18 protein-coding genes are annotated in these 17891 nt (G+C 65.4%); 17 read left to right on the top strand and 1 reads right to left on the bottom strand.

Going from position 1 to position 17891, the window contains the following annotated elements:
- The first annotated feature begins 1 nt into the window (after position 1).
- From A7G45_RS00620 to A7G45_RS00540, 17 genes are all read left to right on the top strand, one after another.
- Complete coding sequence (locus tag A7G45_RS00620) at positions 2-1480, top strand: phage portal protein (RefSeq protein WP_260932299.1); 1479 nt, start codon at positions 2-4, stop codon at positions 1478-1480.
- On the top strand, positions 1458-3326 hold the full coding sequence (locus A7G45_RS00615) for a hypothetical protein (protein ID WP_260932296.1): 1869 nt from the start codon (positions 1458-1460) through the stop codon (positions 3324-3326). Before A7G45_RS00620 ends, A7G45_RS00615 begins: the two co-directional genes overlap by 23 nt.
- The gene (locus tag A7G45_RS00610) at positions 3326-3547 is read left to right on the top strand and encodes a hypothetical protein (RefSeq protein WP_260932293.1); all 222 of its coding nucleotides are present in this window, start codon (positions 3326-3328) and stop codon (positions 3545-3547) included. Before A7G45_RS00615 ends, A7G45_RS00610 begins: the two co-directional genes overlap by 1 nt.
- A 127-nt stretch (positions 3548-3674) precedes the next feature.
- Entirely contained in the window at positions 3675-4349 is a 675-nt protein-coding gene (locus A7G45_RS00605; protein WP_260932290.1) for a hypothetical protein, read from the top strand.
- Between the two features lie 12 nt (positions 4350-4361).
- The gene (locus A7G45_RS00600; protein WP_043984384.1) at positions 4362-4769 is read left to right on the top strand and encodes a head decoration protein; all 408 of its coding nucleotides are present in this window, start codon (positions 4362-4364) and stop codon (positions 4767-4769) included.
- Between the two features lie 15 nt (positions 4770-4784).
- Positions 4785-5822, top strand: a complete 1038-nt coding sequence (locus tag A7G45_RS00595; protein WP_043984385.1) for a major capsid protein — start codon at positions 4785-4787, stop codon at positions 5820-5822.
- Positions 5822-6289 (top strand): hypothetical protein, encoded by a 468-nt coding sequence (locus tag A7G45_RS00590; RefSeq protein ID WP_260932282.1) that lies wholly within the window; start codon positions 5822-5824, stop codon positions 6287-6289. The genes A7G45_RS00595 and A7G45_RS00590 overlap by 1 nt, the downstream gene beginning before the upstream one ends.
- Positions 6286-6720 carry a hypothetical protein gene (locus tag A7G45_RS00585; RefSeq protein ID WP_260932279.1) on the top strand — a complete coding sequence of 145 codons (435 nt, stop codon included), beginning with the start codon at positions 6286-6288 and terminating at the stop codon, positions 6718-6720. The genes A7G45_RS00590 and A7G45_RS00585 overlap by 4 nt, the downstream gene beginning before the upstream one ends.
- Complete coding sequence (locus A7G45_RS00580; protein ID WP_260932276.1) at positions 6717-7058, top strand: hypothetical protein; 342 nt, start codon at positions 6717-6719, stop codon at positions 7056-7058. Before A7G45_RS00585 ends, A7G45_RS00580 begins: the two co-directional genes overlap by 4 nt.
- The gene (locus A7G45_RS00575; protein ID WP_260932272.1) at positions 7051-7437 is read left to right on the top strand and encodes a hypothetical protein; all 387 of its coding nucleotides are present in this window, start codon (positions 7051-7053) and stop codon (positions 7435-7437) included. Before A7G45_RS00580 ends, A7G45_RS00575 begins: the two co-directional genes overlap by 8 nt.
- 3 nt (positions 7438-7440) lie before the next feature.
- Positions 7441-7929, top strand: coding sequence for a phage tail termination protein (locus tag A7G45_RS00570; protein WP_260932269.1), 489 nt, complete (start codon positions 7441-7443; stop codon positions 7927-7929).
- Positions 7930-8009: 80 nt separating this feature from the next.
- Positions 8010-8933: an Ig-like domain-containing protein gene (locus A7G45_RS00565; RefSeq protein ID WP_260932266.1), complete on the top strand. Its 924-nt coding sequence runs from the start codon at positions 8010-8012 to the stop codon at positions 8931-8933.
- 106 nt (positions 8934-9039) lie between these two features.
- Positions 9040-9462 (top strand): hypothetical protein, encoded by a 423-nt coding sequence (locus tag A7G45_RS00560; RefSeq protein ID WP_260932265.1) that lies wholly within the window; start codon positions 9040-9042, stop codon positions 9460-9462.
- Positions 9463-9533: 71 nt separating this feature from the next.
- Positions 9534-9935 carry a hypothetical protein gene (locus A7G45_RS00555; RefSeq protein WP_260932264.1) on the top strand — a complete coding sequence of 134 codons (402 nt, stop codon included), beginning with the start codon at positions 9534-9536 and terminating at the stop codon, positions 9933-9935.
- A gap of 15 nt (positions 9936-9950) precedes the next feature.
- Positions 9951-14534, top strand: coding sequence for a VldE C-terminal domain-containing protein (locus A7G45_RS00550; RefSeq protein WP_260932261.1), 4584 nt, complete (start codon positions 9951-9953; stop codon positions 14532-14534).
- A complete protein-coding gene (locus tag A7G45_RS00545; RefSeq protein WP_260932259.1) occupies positions 14534-15454 on the top strand; it encodes a hypothetical protein in 921 nt (306 codons plus the stop codon). Before A7G45_RS00550 ends, A7G45_RS00545 begins: the two co-directional genes overlap by 1 nt.
- The gene (locus A7G45_RS00540; RefSeq protein ID WP_260932256.1) at positions 15451-17172 is read left to right on the top strand and encodes a Gp37-like protein; all 1722 of its coding nucleotides are present in this window, start codon (positions 15451-15453) and stop codon (positions 17170-17172) included. The genes A7G45_RS00545 and A7G45_RS00540 overlap by 4 nt, the downstream gene beginning before the upstream one ends.
- On the opposite strand, the gene A7G45_RS00535 is transcribed toward A7G45_RS00540, so the two are convergent.
- The gene (locus tag A7G45_RS00535) at positions 17165-17878 is read right to left on the bottom strand and encodes an HNH endonuclease (RefSeq protein WP_260932253.1); all 714 of its coding nucleotides are present in this window, start codon (positions 17876-17878) and stop codon (positions 17165-17167) included. The two genes, A7G45_RS00540 and A7G45_RS00535, sit on opposite strands and share 8 nt — an antisense overlap.
- Positions 17879-17891: the final 13 nt, after the last annotated feature.

Here is a 17891-nt window from a genome sequence, read left to right as displayed (position 1 = left end):
CGTGGCTACCCTGGCACCTGCCCAATGGTTCGACCGGCTGCAGGCACGGTTCACCGCGCCGACGGCGGAGAACTGGCAGGACAAGAACGATCGGCCGTGCGATCCCAAGCCGCGCAACGAGCAGCTCGACCTGTTGTGGTCGTACTTCAAGGGCGACCCGCCCCTGCCGCAGGTGGCCGACGAGTTCCAGGACATCTTCCGCGACTTGCTGCGCAAGGCCCGGTGCAATTACGCCGAGATGTGTGTCACTGCAGTCACAAACCGGATGGACCTGCTCGCGGTAGCCACCGGTGTCGACGACTCCGCGAATGGCGATGACCGCGCCGCCGAACTGATGGAGGAGTCGGGCTTCGCCGCCCAGATCAAGGACCTGCTCGACTACTTCTGCGCGATGGGCGAGGCCTACGCCATGGTGGTTCCCACCGCGGCCGGCCCGATCATCCATGCGATCGACCCGCGCCGCTGCGTCGGCATCGAGGACCCGGACAATCCGACGCGCCTGCGCGCGGTGCTGGTCAAGTCGTACGACGTCGAGACCGACGAAGAGATCGCCCACTTGTTCCTTAAGGGTGAGAAGTGGACGCTGAAGCGCGACGGCAGCGAGTGGAAGCGCCTGTCCGACAAGCCCGAAGCGATCAAGGGACTGGACGAGCTGGGCGGCATCCCGGTGGTCCGTTTCAAGAACAAGCACGGCCTGGGCGAGTACGAGGCGCACATTGACGTGCTCGACCGGATCATCGACGACACCCTGACGCGCCTGGTGATGACGAAGTTCCAGGCGTTCAAGCAGCGCGGTGTCAGCGGTGACGAGGACGAAGAGAACGAGTACGACACCGAGGAACAGGTCATCCCCGACGACGTCGGCCAGCCGACCAAGCAGGCCACCGACTGGAACGAGGTCTTCAAGGCCGGACCGGGTGCGGTATGGAAAGTGCCTGCGGGATGGCAGTTCTGGGAAGGCAACCAGGCCGACATGGGCCCGCTGCTGCAGGCCAAACGCGACGACGTCAAGGAATTCGCCGCGGTCACGCACACGCCGCTGTACCTGATTACTCCGGATGACGCGAACGGTTCGGCGCAGGGCGCCGGTCTGCTGCGCGAGGCGTTGACGAGCAAGGTGCGTGACCGCCGGGCTCGCGTGATCCCTGGCCTGAAGTTGTTGTGGCGCATCGTGTTCGCGATGGACGGTGACGCCCAGCGTGGCAAGAAGATCAAGTTGCTTTGGGGGCCAATCGAATTCAATTCGCTGGCCGAGAAGGGATCGACGAGCGCGCAGGCCGGCAGTGTCCTGTCGCGCCGGAAGATTCTCGAAAAGGTGTGGGAGATGGACCCGGACGAGATCGAGGAGAACGAGCTCGAGCTGTCCGCGCAGGCGATCCTCGACGGCACGCAGCAGCCGTCACCGCTGACCCCGTCGGGTTCGGTGCCGCCGGTCGAGGAATCGCAGGTGACCCCAGTTGGCGCAGGCGCCGTCGCGTAGCGGCCTGACGCCGGCCCAGGCGTTTGAGCGCGCGCGGGCGGCCCGGTCGGCGCGGAAGCCGTCGGACCTGGCGCTGGGGATGGCGCAGCGAGCGTCGCTGTCCATCATCGGTACACGCGAACGCGCCGCGGCGAAGATGAAGAGCGTCCTGCGGTCGCTGCTCGTGCCGGTCGACCCGTACGACGGCGACCAGATCCGCGAATTCACGACTGCGGCCGCGCGGCAGCTCGGCACGGCGCAGAAGGCCACAGCCATCGCGGCGGCGGCCGGCCAGGTTCAGATGCTGTCCACGATGGGCGTGCAGGTTAAGGCCCGCCCGTCCGCTCCGATCGACGTTCGGGCGCCTCGGGTGACCTTCACGGCCACCGGTGTCGATCTGGAACCCGTGGGCGTCGCGGTGCACTACGCGGACCAGGACCCGGTTCACCTGTCGGCCGCCGACATGACGACAGTCGAGGTACTGAACCGGCCGTTGCGGAAGATGCGGTACCTCGAGTCGCAGGGCGCGACCCGCGAACAGGCACTCCAAGCCGGAATCGTCCGCTTGGACTCCACGATCGACGCCAACCTGATGCTGTCGCAGCGGCTGGCCGAGGCCGAGGTCATCAACGCGGCCGCCAACCTGGACGGTAGCCCCGTCGTTGGGATGCGGCGCATCATCCACCCGGAGCTGTCGTTGACCGGTACGTGCGGTCTCTGCATCGCGGCGTCGGACCGGCTGTACACAGTGCGTGAGCTGCTGCCGATGCACCGGCTGTGCAAGTGCACGTCGGCGGCGGTGACCGAGGAGTTCGACCCGGCCGACGAGCTCAACGCTGTGGACCTGCGGCGGCTGTACCGGGATGCCGGCGGGACGTCGCGAGCGCACCTGAAGCGCACTCGGTACAAGGAAGACCAGCACGGCGAACTCGGCCCGACGCTGAAGCCGGAGCGCACGTACAAGCCGCGCGGCAAGGCCTCAGCCACGGGCGAGGCCGGCGGAACCGGCTCAGTCCTCGACGAGACCCCTGCCGAGATCGCGCGTCGCCAGCTGCCGCTGTTCGAGGCCAACGTTGCCAAGCTCCGTGCTGACGGCCTGTCCGAGGACTCGGCGCAGGTCAAGTACCACGAGGAGCAGATCGCCAAGTACCGGGAACGGGTCGCCGCCGAGGACGCATCGAAGGGTGCGGACCCTGCAAAACAGGGCGCCAACACCGCCACAAGCAGTGTGAGTACCAATTCAGCAGATCGGCCCAAGACGGCCGACAAAGGCAATGTTCCTCCCGTCCCGCCGGTACCGAATCGGCCAGCCAGCGCTGGCGATGAGGACCCGCATGATCGTTTGGGCCGGCTGTTCGCCGAGCAGACGGCGCAGGCAACTGCTCGCCAGCGCTCGGCGGTCATCCGCTGGCAGGGCATGGATCGGTTCTACGAAAAGGTCCAGGACGCACTCGGCGGCGGCAGCGATGTCGAGGCGCAGGTCGTCGCCCAAGAACTGTCCAAACTTGCCCGCCCGCTGCCGGAAGACACCGAGCTCTGGCGCGGCGTTCGATCGATCACGAAGACGTTCGGCGTCGCGCCGGAGGACATCGAATCGATCAGCGGCCGCGAGTGGATCGAAGAGCGATTCATGGGCGTGACCGTTACCCGAGAGCAGGCGACACCCGAGTTCACGCATCCCGGACCGGCGCCGGCCATCCTGCAGATCACCGCGCGGGCCGGTGCCCCGGCGGTCTGGATTCCGCCGCTTGGCGACCCAGAACACGCTCGCCAGAGCGAACTTCTCTTCATGGATGGCATTCGCCTGCGTATTCTCGGTGTGGATACGTCCGGCGATATCCCAGTGATCAGGATGGAGGTGACCTAGTGGGCAAGTTCGACGACGACCTACACCTGGTCGAACCATCCGATTACGTCCCGAATACCGTCCGTGCGCTGCTGCGTCACGCAGGAGTGCCGGCCGACGCGACTCGGGCCGATCAGGTCGCCGCGGTCAGTGCGTGGCTGAAGACGCACCGACCGTCGAAAATGATGGAGTTCTCGATCCGCGACAGCGGATTCGGCGAGCTCCTCAGCATCGCCGTCTGACCTAACCCCGCACTCCCCAGAAGAACCCCGTTGAGCTGACCGCTCCGGGGTTCTTTTGCGTGCACAGAATCTTCCGCCGTTCGGCGGTTGACCCGTCATGGGTTCCTTTCCCGACAGGGAGTTTGTTGTGACATTTCCAGCCACCGGCCAGCCGATCACCAATCCGCCGGCCGCCACACCGCCGGCCACCTCGCCCGCAGTTCCGACACCAACTGATCCGCCGGCGCCGACTCCGCCGCCCGACAGGGGCTTCCCGGAGAACACGCCGATCGCGGACATGACGGCCGAACAGCGGTCCGAGTACTGGAAGTTCCACGACCGCAAGAAGAGCGATCTGCTCAAGGCGTACAACGGGATAACTCCAGAGCAAGCAGCGGCGTTGCAGGCGCGAAACGAGGAGCTTGAGCGCGCGCAGATGTCGGCCGCCGATCAGGCGCTGGCCACTGCACGCGACGAGGCCACCGTTGCGGCCAACACCGCGGCAGCTGCTCAGTGGGCGCCGCAGCTGATGGAGTCGATCGTCGGTCAGTTCGTGGACGAAGAGGCGAGACCAGCCGTCATGGCAGGCCTCAACCCGATGTCGTTCGTGAAGGACGGGAAGTTCGACAAGGACGCATTGGTCGGTCATCTGACCGGACTCGCTGCCGCATTCGGCGGCGGGGTGACGCCACCTGCAGGCGCCGGAACTCAACAGCAGGAACAACCCAGACAGTGGGGCCAATCAGGAGAACGCCCGCCGGCGAGGTCGGCGAGCGACGAAGGACTGGCCGAGGCCAAACGGCGCGGCTACATCAAGGACTAGGAGGGATCCACCATGTCGTCTGACATCAGCGTTCGCTCCAGCAATTACCAGGTCGAGGACCGGTCGTGGCTCGTTGGGCAGCACGGCGCGGACGTCACTCCTGGTGTGATGCTGGACGTTTCGAAGTTCACCAAGGCCACGCACTTCCCGAACGGCTTCATCCCGTCGGGCACCGCGCTGGGCAAGGTCACCGCGACGGGCCTGTACGGCCCGTACGACAACGCCGCCAACGACGGCCGCGAGGTCTGCGCCGGCTTGCTGTTCAGCTCCCTGCGGGCCGTCGACCAGGTCGGAAACAACCTGGCCAAGGTCGGCGGCGCTCGTTTCATCCACGGCGCGGTCAACGCGGCGAAGCTCCCTGCCAACTCGGGGATCGACGCTGCAGGCAAGACCGACCTGCCCCTGATCATCTGGCTCTGAAAGGAGGACTGAACCATGGCAATCGTTTTCGATGGTCCGATTTCCCCGGACGCACTCACCACGTTCATCCGCAACGTGCCCGTCGAGTCCAGCCTGGCGCTGGTCAACATGTTCCCGACGCGGTACTTCGAGACCAACCGCATCGACTGGGCCGAGTTCGTCAAGACGAACCGCACCGCGGCCTACCGGTCCTACGACGGAACGATCCACGTGTCGTCTCGGGACGCCGGGTCGGGCAAGTGGGTCGAACTGCTGCCGTTCTCGGACTCGCTGAACAAGGGCGAGTACGAGCGCATCGCCGAGCAGATCGCACTGCTGGGCGGTACGAACAAGGCGGCTCAGACTCGGGCGGCCTACAACGACGCTGAGCGGCTCGTTGGCACCATGAACAACCGGCGCGAGCTCGCGTGGGGTGACGTTCTCACCGATGGCAAGCTGACCATCAACGAGAACAACTTCAGCGGCGAGGCGGACTACGGTGTCCCGGCCAACCAGATCGTCGCCCCAGCGACTCTGTGGTCGAACCACGCCGCCGCGACGCCGCTGCAGGACCTCGATGCGTGGCAGGAAGTCCGGATCGCCAACGGCTACGGCCGGGCGGCCCAGATGCTCATGTCTCGTGTCGTGGTCGGCCACCTGCGCCGCAACGCCGAGATCATCAACGCCGTCTACGGCGCGACGGCTGGACGCACCATGGTCACCGTCGACGAGCTGAACAACCTGCTCTCGGCCAACGACCTGCCCACGGTGATGACGCCGTACGACACGTCGCTGAGCGTGGAGGGCACCACCACCCGCGTCCTGTCCCAGGACCGGGTCTGCCTTCTGCCGGCCAACCTGGGCGACCTCGGCTTCTTCGCGTACGGCCTGTCGGCCACCGCGCTGGAGATCGTGCGCTCCAACAAGGCCGAGATGACCTTCGGCAGTGCCTCGGGCATCGTCGGCGTCGTCGAGAAGATCGGCCCGCCCTACCGCGAGTTCACGTTCGTCGACGCGGTCGGCATGCCGATCCTGACGAACGCCGGCCTCCTGACCGTCGCGGACGTGCTCTGATGGCGGCGCTCGCGGCGCATGTGGCGCTGTTCGACAAGAAGGGCGTTCTGCACACCTTCGGGCCCGGCGAGGTGCCGCCGGCATGGGCGGCCAAGAAGATCACCAACCCGAAGGCGTGGGGCGGTGATCCGCCGGTCGCTAACGAGCCGGACGAGAGCGGCAAGGACGCCGAGATCGAGCAGCTGAAGGCCGAGCTCGCTCGGCTGCAGGCGGCCGCGGACTCGGAAACGTCCGACGACGGCAGCGGCGACGACTCCACTGGCGACCAGGGTGCTGGCGACAGCCAGGGCAGCGGCAGCGGCAGCGTCAGCGTTGAACCGCCGCCTCCACTGGCCGGACCCGGCTCCGGTCGCGACCTGTGGGCTGCGTACGCCGCGCAGTTCCCCGACAAGGTCGAGGTCGCCGAGGATGACAAGCGCGACGACATCGTCGCCAAGCTGCGGGACGCGAGCATCCCGGTCGAATGACCGCACCCGCGTCTCCTGCTGACGGCAAGTTCGTCAACAGCGATGCAGTAGTGGCCCGGCTCGGCAAGACCCCTTCGCCGAGCCGGGTCACCACGATCAAATGGCGCATCCTCGACGTCGAGAACGAACTGATGGGCGAGGTGCCCTCACTTCGTGACATCGACCTCGCGTCGACCGATCCCGCGGTGAAGGTCCGCATAGGCCGTGTCCGCACGCTCGTCATCGACAAAGTGCTCGAGTTGCACCACAACCCGGACGGCGCTTCGGCGAAGAGCCAGGAGATGGACGGGATCATCGCCTCCCGGACATACCGCGCCGGCACGGGCCCGGGCATCAGCTTCACCGAGGAGGAGCTGAACCGAGTGCGGCTGCCGAAGCCGCGCCGGCCGAAGCTCGGCACGTACGGCGCCAAGCCGTGGATGGTCCCGTGATCGAGATCATCGACGGGGAAACCGTTGCCGTGACTCGTATTACGCGTGCCAACGGAACCGATACACCGGCTCCCAAGCCCAACGTCGACGACACCGCGTTCGGGCAAGCCCACGTCGTCGAAGTAGAAGGCATGGGCGGCCGCCGCACGGCCATCGAGCGCAAATGGTTCTGCTACCGGGGCTCGGATGTCCAAGGTGGAGACCGCATCACCCGCGGCAACGGCGAGGTCTACTCAGTCGTCGACGGCCCGTTCGCAGACAACGATCATCCGCTCACCGGTGACGACATGGACGTCATGTGGTTCCAGCTCCGGAGAGTCAACACACCTCGTGGATGACATCCACATCCCGAAGCCGAACCCCGCGCTCGCGCAGATACTGCTGTCCGGTCGGATGCAAAACGTGGTGCGCAGCGTCACCGAGCTCGCACGGACCAAGTACCAGGCGATTGTGGCGAAGCGGGCCGGCAAGCTCGCGGCGTCCGCTCGGGTTCGGCTGAGCATCGGTGGATACCAGAACGACCGCTGGGTCGGGACGCTGAAAATCGGTGAGGGCACGGCCCACGGGCTGGCGCACGAGTTCGGCCACAAGTCACGCCGCAACACCCAGACCGGGGCGTTCGTGTCGCGGTCTGGACCGCGCCGAAAGGGCCTGAAAACCACCAAACACCAAGGCGCGAAGGACCTCAAGAAGGTCCTCCGGTCATTGAGGGACTGATAGATGATTCCGTGGCTTCCGGCTTGGTACCAACCTGGCCTTGCGTCGGCCGAGGACGCGGTGAAATCGCTCTTCCAGCCGCTGTTCCCGACCGGCGTCCCAGGCGCCGTCGAGGTGATCAACGAGCTCCCCGACGGCGTGCTCGACACGGGCTGGTTCGGCCGGATGCTGTACATCGCCCGGTCCGGTGGCGCGGCCAACGTCCGTCGCGACCAGGCGCCGGTACAGATCGCCGCGATCACCACGAGCCGCAGTGACTCGCTCGTGCTGTCCGGGTTCGTCCGCGATGTCCTTGTGCCCCTCGAAGAGAACGTCGAAGTCGAGCTGTCCAGCGATGGCCGCATCGTCACCATTGTCGGCGTCGAGGAAATCAGTGGCCCAGAAGAGATTCCAGGCCAGGAATACGACGAACGCATCATCCCGTCGACGTACCTGTTCACGTTCGACAACCCGCTGGCCACACCGGATTACAGCGATCACCTCGGCGTCTAAGCCGACAGAGTTCCAAGCCCCGTCCGACCCGGCCGGGGCCTTTTTTATGCCCGCCGGGCAGACACGAAAGGAAGTTCGAGATGCCTCCGATTCCGAATTCGATCAAGGCGTTCAAGGGGTCTCGCAAGGCCCTGCAGATCGCACCGCTGGACATGGCCGTGTGCGTCGGCCGTGCGGACCGGGTGGCCGCGTTCACCCGCAACATCGAGGGCCCCAACGGCGAGGTGGTGATCCCGGCCGGCATCAAGGGTGTCGGCTACATCACCAAGGACTCGGCCATCGGCCTGAAGTTCGACATCAGCTCGAACAACATCGAGTCCGCCGGTGAAGGCCTGCCGACCCGCATCATCATCGACAAGCAGTCCATCGCAGTCGATTTCGAGATGCGCCAGACCGGCCGCCAGGCACTGGAGCTCCAGTTCTCCGGCGACTACGGCTCGCTGACGCCGTCGGCGCACGGCGGCATCCACGCGCCGATCGCGACCGTGCCGGACAACTTCGACTACCGCACGGTGCTGCTCGGCAAGGACTCCTACAAGACCCTGCCGATCTTCTTCGGCTATGTCCTGAACCGGACCCAGGTGTCCGGCGTCGACAACCAGAAGTGGGCGCAGAACAACACCTTGCTGTGGCACCCGACGCTGACCACCGTCGCCGATGACGACGACCCGGACAACCTGGGTGAGTTCTTCATCTTCGGGCCCGGATTCGAGCTGTGCTCGGCCGAGAACGACACGGGCTTCACCCCGCCGACCACTGACTGGATCGCCATCCTGCCGCAGGATCCGACCATCTCGCTGGCCGCCGGCGGCACGCTGCAGCTGAAGGTGGAGGACAACATCGGTGCCGACCGCACCGCAACCGCCACCTACGTGTCCGCGACACCGGCCAAGGCCACCGTCAGTGCGACGGGCAAGGTCACGCCGCTTGCGACCGGCACGACCGACATCACCGCCACCTACGGCGGCAAGTCCAACACGATCACCGTCACGGTGGCCGCGTAGTCGGACCTCAGACCTGGTGGGTGCGTGACGGGCTGGCGCCACGCACCCACCAGCCACCAAATCCAGCCAACACCAGCCACTTCCAGCATCGAAAGGTCTCTTTGCCATGCCCGAATCCAAGACCGCCAAGCCCAAGGCCGGCCGCTTCTACGAGATCCGCAAGCAGCTCGGTGACAAGCCCTATGAGCTGACTGAGGACATCAGCATCAAGCCGATGGATATCGTCCGCCGCAACGCGTGGCGGAAGGCCAGCTACGACTCGCTGACCGCCAACATCCGTGACGCGATCAGCGTCGACCGCGGCGTGGTGCCCGATTACGTGGATTACCACGAGCAGATCGAACGTGCACTGCTGGGCGACCAGTACGACGAATGCAAGGCGCTGTTCGCCGACGACGCTCGCGCCTGGGACCTGTTCCTCAACGAGCTGCGCGACTTCAACAAGGTCGACGGCACCGCCCTCGAATCCGCCGCCGAAAGCAAGGACGCGGAGGGAAACGGCAACGCGACGCCCGAGTCGTCGCAGTAGTCAACGCCCACTGGCGCGCAATACAACTCGACTTCCAAGAAGTACTCCGCGTCAACGCATTGGAGTACTTCTTGGACGTACCGGGTCGAACCTGGGACCAGTTCCTCGAGTTCTTCGACGATCTGTGTGAGCGGCAGGGCACCGAGCTGTGGGCGAAAGCCCAAACTGACCCGCACATGCTCGAGCGAATGCGGTCATTGACCGCCGAGCAGATCGCCGAACTCAAGGTCGAGCACGAAGAACCGCACCGCGGCTACACGCCGATCGTGCGGGAACTTCGCAACGTCGCCGACCAAATGATCAGCCTCCGTGCGCAACTCGGCCGCATGCAGGCACGCGACGTCACGTACATGCCGCGGCCGCTGATGGTCGGCGACATCGTCAATGAACGCCAGACCGACCTCGTCCGCGGCGAACTGGACGCACTCATCGAAGAAGGCCACGCGAACGCGGAGCGCTTGGGACTCAACTGAATTGGAGGTGGATTAGTGGCGACATACGACGCTGGGGATGCCTCCATCAACATCCGCCCCTCGCTGAGTGGGTTCACGACCGAACTCAGGACCGAGCTGGAGAAAATCCACGCCTCCACGGGGGTAGAGATCCGGCCGGACCTCAGCGGCTTCCGTGATGAGCTGAGGACCAAGCTCGAGGCGATTCAGGCGACGGTCGGCGTAGGCATCGACGCTGATCTCACCACTGCCCGCGCGCATCTGGCGGAGTGGCGGCAGCTGGAAGAGTCTCGGCCGCTGACCATACCCGTCCACGTGGATACCACGGTGGCATCTGCTCAGCTGGCAGCGTGGCGGGAAACGCACTCGCACCACACGATTCACGTCACCACGACAGGCCTCGGATCACTCGGTGGCGGCGGAGGGGGAGGTGGCGGTGGGCTCTCGGCCCTGAAGCTGAACCTAGGTGCCTTGTCTGTCGGCAGCCTGCCCGCGATCGCCACCGCGCTGGCCCAGGTCGCAGGTTCCCTGCAGCAGGTCGCCCAGGCGGGCCTGGCCGTGCCGGGCATCATGGGCGGTGCCGCTGCGTCGATCGGCACGCTCGTCGTTGGCCTGTCGGGAGTCAAGGAAGCGTATGACGCGGTCACGAAGGCCTCCGAGTCCGCCGGTGTCGACCAGGCCGCGCAGGCCAAGGCCGCAGCATCAGCACACCAGCAGCTGCGCAACGCGGTTGTCGACGATGCCCAGGCGCACAAGGATTTGTCGCGTGCCTACCAGGATGCCAAGCAGCGCCTGACGGACCTGAACATCGAGCAGCGCGGCGGCGCCATCTCGGAACAGCAGGCGATCCTCGATGCCAAGAAGGCTCGGCGTGACCTGGCGCAGGGCCGGTTCAAGGACGGCCTCGATCTTGAGGAAGCTCAGCTGCGCGTCGCGGCGGCCGACCAGCGGGTGGTCGAGTCGCGACAGCGGAACATCGACCTACAGCAGAAGGTCGCGACCGAGAACGCGAAAGGCGTCGAGCAGTCCGACGAGGTCGTGTCGGCGAAAGAGCGCGTGGTTCGTGCCGATCAGCAGGTGGCGAACGCCCAGCAGGCCGTCGCGGATGCGTCGGCGAACGCCTCGTCCGCGCAGAAGACTGCTGCGCAGGAGATGGCGAAGCTGTCCCCGAACGCCCAGGCATTCCTGAAGACAGTCATCGCGCTCAAACCGGAGTTCTCGGAGCTGAAGAACACGGTGCAGGACAACATGTTCGCCGGTCTCTCAGAGGGATTGAAGACGCTGGTCGACTCCGATCTTCCGAACCTGAAGAACGGCATGGGCGGGATCGCGACGGCGTGGAACCAGAACATCAAGCAGCTGTTCACGTCGCTGGGTTCGGACCAGTCGAGGGGACTGCTGGACCGCATCCTCGGTAACACCAAGGATGCGCAGGAGCGGTTCACGAAGGCGATCGACCCGATCATTCACGCCATCGGGACATTGACGGCTGGTTCGTCGGATGCGTTGCCGCGCTTGGCTGATGGCATCGGAAAGGTCGCTGAGCGGTTCGACCGCTTCATCACCGCAGCAGACTCTGACGGCAGCCTTCAGCGGTGGATCAATGAGGGCCTCACTGCGATGTCGAATCTCGGTAACACGGTCCTGAATCTGGTAACGAGCTTCACCGCGGTCACCAAGGCTGCTGGCGGCGGCGCGGGCTTGCTTGGCACTGTCGAGCAGCTGACTGGCCGCATGTCGCGATTCCTGAACTCTGACGAGGGCCAGGAGAAGCTGAAGAAGTTCTTCGAGGAAGGCCGCCAGCAGCTCGAAAAGTGGTGGGGCGTGCTGCAAAAGGTGCCCGGCGCGCTCGAAGGCCTCTATGAAGGTGCGAAGGCGTGGACCGATGTTCTGCTGCCGCCGTTGAAGGACATCACCGGCTTCCTCAAGGATCACCCGACTCTCATCAAGACCGTCCTTGAGGCGTTTCTAGCTTGGAAGACAGTCCAATTCGCGGGCGGCATCCTCGGGCAGCTCGGAAGGATCTCCGGCGCGATCGGTACCAAGGGCAACAAGGGCAGCCTACTCGGAAAGATCGCGCTGATGGCCGCCGCGCTGGGCGCGCTGGACGCTCTCACCGGTGACGACAAAGAGCCTGAGCAGAAGCCGGGCGCACCTTTGCCGCCGCCGCCTGGTCACGCGATCGATCCCGGGAAGCTCCCTGCGGGACAAGCGGTTCCATTCGGGAACGTTCCGACCATTACTCCCGACGCTGCCAAGGATTACGCAGCAGGAGCCGCTACCGGCGCGCTGATGGGTGGCGCGCCTGGTGCACTCGTCGGTGGGCTCCTGGCCACTGCCGACAACAAGCCCAGTTCGTTGCCGAAAAGCGAACAGGAATTCAACTCCATCCTTATGGCGCTTCCGACGCTCGCCGGAGCTGACCAAGCGGTCCAAGACCGCCAGCTGAAGCCCTTTGCTGACGCACTCGGGCTCTCCGTGGACGCGATGTTGAAGATGAGCCGCAACGACCTCCACGCCCGCTATCAGTGGGTCCTGGACAAGGAAAGCGGGAAGCTCCCGAAAGACGCGCCGCCACCATCTTCAGCCTCCGAGTTTATCGGCGGCGGAGGCAGTTTCGAGAAGGGCGGGCCGACCCGGTCGGGCCGCGGCGACGGACCGACCGGCGGCTGGATCAGCGAGCTGCACCCCGACGAGTTCGTGGCGAATCGCCGCGGCCGCACCGTCCTGGGTGATGAGTTCCTCCACGCCGCGAACATGGGCATCGTCGACATCGGCCGGCTGCCCGGTTTCGAGCCTGGCGGCTACATCGACCCCAACGGCAACGCCATTCACTCGGGCACTGGTGCTGCGCCTGGCCCCGCCGACGGCGGAGCCTCACTGGCCGGCGGCGGCCTGCCCGGCATCGCGAACTCATTCCTCGGTGGACTCGGCGTCCCGTTGGGCGGTCTGCTCGGTGGTCAGCAGTCCGCGGGTGCCAGCCAGGGCGGAGGAGCTGGCCTCGCTGGACTGGCTGCAGCCGGTGACGATCCGCAGAAGCAAGACGCGTGGAGGCAGCAGACCGGCGACTGGCTGGGCACCTGGGCCGGCGGCACACTGGCGAAGGGCATCAGCACGCTCTACACGGGCGTGCTCGGCTTCTTCGGCCTCGAGAACTCGATCCTCTCGCCGTCGAATCCGTGGTTCCAGGCAGGGACGAAGGCCCTCGGCATCTTCAACAACAACGGCGCCGCCGGCGGCGCGTACAGCGATCCCCAGCTCGGTACCGAGTACAAGACGCTCGACGACGGCACCCAGCTCGCGCTACCCACGTTCGGCACCTCGGGCACCCCCGGTACTTCGGGCGGCGGCAAGGGAGCGAACGCCAGCCTGGCCGGGGCCACCACGCCCGCCGGCGATCTGTCCAAGTTTCAGGCAGCACCGGGCGGTCCCGGCGATGGCGGTCTCCAGATCAACACGCTGCGCGGCAAGCAGATCATCCAGCGAAACTTCCCGTGGGCCACCAACATCGGCGGCGTCCGGGCCGACCGACTGAAATGGCATCCGAGCGGCCTGGCGCTGGACGTGATGATTCCCGGCGCCGGAGGCCTCAACGACCCGACACCTCCCGCGGGTAAAGCCCAGGGCGACCAGCTGTACGCCTGGCTCAAATCCCACCAGGCAGAGCTCGGCATCGACTACATCATGTGGCAGGAGAAGGACCACTTCAATCACCTGCATGTGAACTTCTCGCCGAGCGGATTCACAAAGGCGGCACCGGCGGCGGGCTCGGCAGCTGGTGTCCGGGGCTACTCCGACGGCGGTGTTCTTCCCGGGTATTCGCCTGGCAGAGACAACATGTCGGTGCCGATGTCCGGCGGCGAGGGCGTGCTGATCCCTGAGGCTGTCCGTGGTCTCGGCGGCCCGGCAGGGGTGTACGCGATCAACTCGCAGTTCCGTTCGGGGCTCTCTCGCCAGGGCTACGCGGATGGTGGCGTGTTCCCGTTGGGCTACAAGCCGCCGACGCCAGTGATCCCGCCGCTGCCCGACGTTCGGAAGCTGGACCCGGGGCGCGGTGCGACGCCGATTCCTTCGGCACCGGTCACTCCGCTGCCCGCACCCGTCGCGGCGGCTCCGATGCCAGCGCCGACTCCGCCTGCGGCGCCCGCTGGTGCTGACCAGGGCCCTGCGCCCGACCAGCAGCGGGCGACTCAGCCGGTCATCGCCGGTGCGCCGTCGTCCCAGAGCCACCTTCTGCCCGCGGTGCAGAAGGGCATCACCGAGGGCGCGTCGACGCTCGGCAACATCGCCGCGACAGCCGCTTCGATGGGTGCTGGTGCTGCCGGTGGTGCGGGCGGTGCCGGCGCCGGAACCCTGATCCAGGGCATGTTCAACCTGGGCGGCAAGGCCGTCTCAGGTGCGGCGAATGTGTTCGCCTCCGCGCTGGTCGGAAACCTCGGCGACAACACGACCGCCGGCGCGTACGGCGCCCCGGTGCTCTCGGCTCCGCCGCAGACCGCTCAGCCGATCGACGCCCGAACGATCTTCGGCGACGTGTCGACCAATGACCCGCGCGACTTCTACGACAAGCAGGTTCTTTTCGAACAGCAGCGGAGCCAAACGATGACGAGCTACGTCTGATGAGCCAGTACCTGACCTTGGACATCATCAAGGGAGACCCCTCGAACCCAGAGTTCTTCTTCCGTGTGATGGGCCCGGGCCGCGGCCAGCAGGGTGTCATTCTGTCGCCCAAGTGTGCCGGACTCTGGGACCTTCCCGTCGAAACACGTTGGGTTACCAACGCATTCGGCCAGCGATACCAGGATTACCGGTTCAAGAAACGCACGTTCCCGCTGACGTTCCTGGCATATCACCGCGACAAGTACGCGTGGGCGGACATCGCGGCTCAGCTCGGTTGGGCGTTCGACTATGACACCGAAACTCGGCTTCGCTTCACCGGGCCCGATGGTGTCCGAGACCTGTTCGTGCGCAAGGAGAACCAGTCGACGGCGTTCTCCGCGATGCAGTGGGAGGCGCGGGAGCCCTTCCTGACCGGGCAGTCATCGGAGCAGTTCGTGCTGTCGGCGGAACTGCCGTTCTATGTCGGCAAGCCGCAGACCCAGGAGTTCCACACCGCGGCGGCGTATGCGTGGTTTCCGTTCGACTTCATCAACGAGGGCGACGTTCCCGTTTGGCCTCGTTGGACTCTCACGCACGACGCGGACTGGGAGGTTCCGGACTGCTCGTGGGGTTCGGGGATGTTGGGCCGCGCGATCGAGGACTCCGGTCGTGTGGTGCCGATCCCGGCATCCGACATCCGCGACGGCGGCCAGGTCTACGACTCCGACCCGCGCCAGATGACGGCAGTGTCCGAGAACGACACCCTGGTGCAGGGCAGGTGGAAAGGCCAGGACCTGCGCTATCCGGTGATCGCCGGACTGCGGGACCAGGCGACCGTGCGATTCACCAACAACGTGAATCCTGATGGGGCGCATTGTCGCTTGACGATCCCGCAGTGGTACTCGCGGCCGTTCTCTCGGCCGAAGGTGGCCGCCAGGTGATCGACGGGACCGCGCTGCTCGACAGCATCGAACACAACGTCGACCAGGTCCGTGCGAAGCACTCGATGTTCCGGCTGCAGCAGAACGACATTGAGCTGTGGATCAACCCGCCGGACGGTTCGCCCGGTGCGGAGTTCCTTGGCCGGATTGCCGGCCAGTCGGTGGTCAAGCAGTCTTGGCCGACGCGTAAGAACGTCTCGTCGCAGGGCTATGTCGAGGTTCCGACGGATCACGTGATCGCGCGGTACGTGATGGGGCTTCCGAACAACAAGGAAGCTCTGAAGAACGTCCTGATTACGGTGTCCCGCTACGACGGGAAGTGGCGCTGGTCGGGGCTGCTTCGGTACTGGAAGCTGCAGCGGCGCAACGGGATTCTGTCGTTCGTCATGTACTTCAATGACGACCTTCAGTACCTGCAGTTCATGCTCGTCCCGCCGAACCCCGCGTTGCCGATCCCGGTCTTCCAATTCCCGCGCGAATTTTTCCTCTATGCGCCCCTGAAATGGGCCATCAGTATGACAATCCTGTTGCAGCTCATCAGGATTGAAGGCCACCCCTGGACACTGCCGGACGATCCGTTCAACCCGGCCCAATGGACGTCTCTGATCGACTGGACCCAGTGGCAGGCACACGTCAAGGCCTCGCCGTGGCTCCTCGACGACTCGACCCTGTGGGGCCCGATCGCCAGCCGGATGAACGCCGCCGACGTCACCTTCGCTGACGCGCTCGACGACGCGCAGATGGTCATCACCTACCGGCGCATCCTCACCGCGAAAGGCGAACGGCCCGAAGGCCTCATGGTCAACACCGTCGCCAACGGCGCCCTGGTGTTCGAGGTCGTCGACCGCTCCGGGTTCCACGCCTTCGGCGGCACGTTCCTGGACGGCACCATCGCGGCCGGCATGTTCCGCACCGCGGTCACGTACGCCGACGGCTACTTCGAAGACATCCTCAACGTCGTCGCCGACGACGAGACCCTGGCCCCGGACGCCTACTACCAGAAGGGCTGGGCGGGCACCTTCGCCGTGATGCCGTGGATATGCATCAACGACGACCAGTGGCACAGTTTCGACTCCGAACTATCCTGGGGCCCAGCGGGACCGGTGTCGGTGGTCGTCGGTGGCGACAACCCGACGGCCGACGCCATCGCGCGCCTGATCATCGAGTCTGTCGGCAACCTGCTCGGCTACTTCCTGCTCGGCGGCTTCTCCAGCCTGGGCGATATCGCCGCCGACGTCATCATGCCCTTCCTCGTCGGCACCATCGCCGCGTGGCTCGAATGGAAAAACATCGGCCGCGCAAGGCAATTGGGATGGATGCACCTGTGGGAGATGTACCAGTCCGGTGCCGAGAACAATGCTTGGTCGCTGTCTGCGGAAGCGGCGATTCGTGGCGCGTTCACCGCGACGAAAGCCCAGACCGGGCACCGCATCAAGCTGGACGGCTCGCACTGGATCATCCCGGGCTATCACTGCCAGATCGGTGACCGCGTGGCGTCGACGCATTCCGAGCTGCTGAAGAACGGCATCGAGGTGATGTTCGTCGACCAGCTCGAAGAGATGACCCTCGACGAGGACAACAGCGCCGGCAAGCCGCTGACCTGGGACCTGACCATCGGCCTGAACAAGGCGGCCATGACGCAGGGGGAGCGTAGCGCCCGCACGCTGAAGAAGGTGCTGGCGACCGTTCAGAATATTGGAGTACACCTAATTAGCTGAGCTGCAAGACATTTGGGAACGATTGTCCTTTGCAGATGCGCATGGCGGTAGCACGGGAGCATCCGAACCTACGGCTGATCTCGGTCATGTTGACGCCTTCCTCGTAGAGCCTTCGCATCTCTCTGACTTCGGCATCGGTGCGGTGACGGTGTCCAGTGCCGTTGTAGGCCTCGGCCCCGCGTTCGAGTCGGTCGTCGGAGTTGTCGGCGTGTGTGCCGAGCTCGAGGTGGGCTGGGTTTGTGCACGGTGGGTTGTCGCAGCTGTGTCGAATGACCATCCCAGCGGGAAGCTCTGTGTCGTTGTGGATTTCCCAAGCGACTACGTGTGCTTGCCGCATCCGTGATCCATAGACGGTGATGGCGCCATATCCCTTGTTGAGCGCTGCGGTCCACTCCCAACATTCGTCGGGCGCGCCTGCGGGCGCGTAGTGGCGTAGACGCTCTTCGATGTTGTCGGTCATGAAGTATCCGCCGACGGGTGCGGTGAGGTCTGTGCCGACTTCACGGCGCTCGCGGTGGGTGTTGCACAGGCCATCGCTGACGGCTCGTCGACCGCAGTTGTCGACGGTGCATGGGCGTCCGCCCTTGTGCTTCATCTGGATTGGGGTATCGAGCGGTAAGCCCTGCTTCCAGCGCTTCCAGTGGGCATTGCAGTAGCCGCGGGCAACAGTCCGGCGGCCACAGTCGAGAACGGAGCATATAGCCATGCTTAAAAGCATA

The sequence above is a fragment of the Mycolicibacterium llatzerense genome, from assembly GCF_025331195.1.
GTDB classification, from domain to species: domain Bacteria; phylum Actinomycetota; class Actinomycetes; order Mycobacteriales; family Mycobacteriaceae; genus Mycobacterium; species Mycobacterium llatzerense.
Note: the sequence above shows the minus strand (reverse complement) of the source record. Positions and strands in the feature narration are given on the sequence as shown.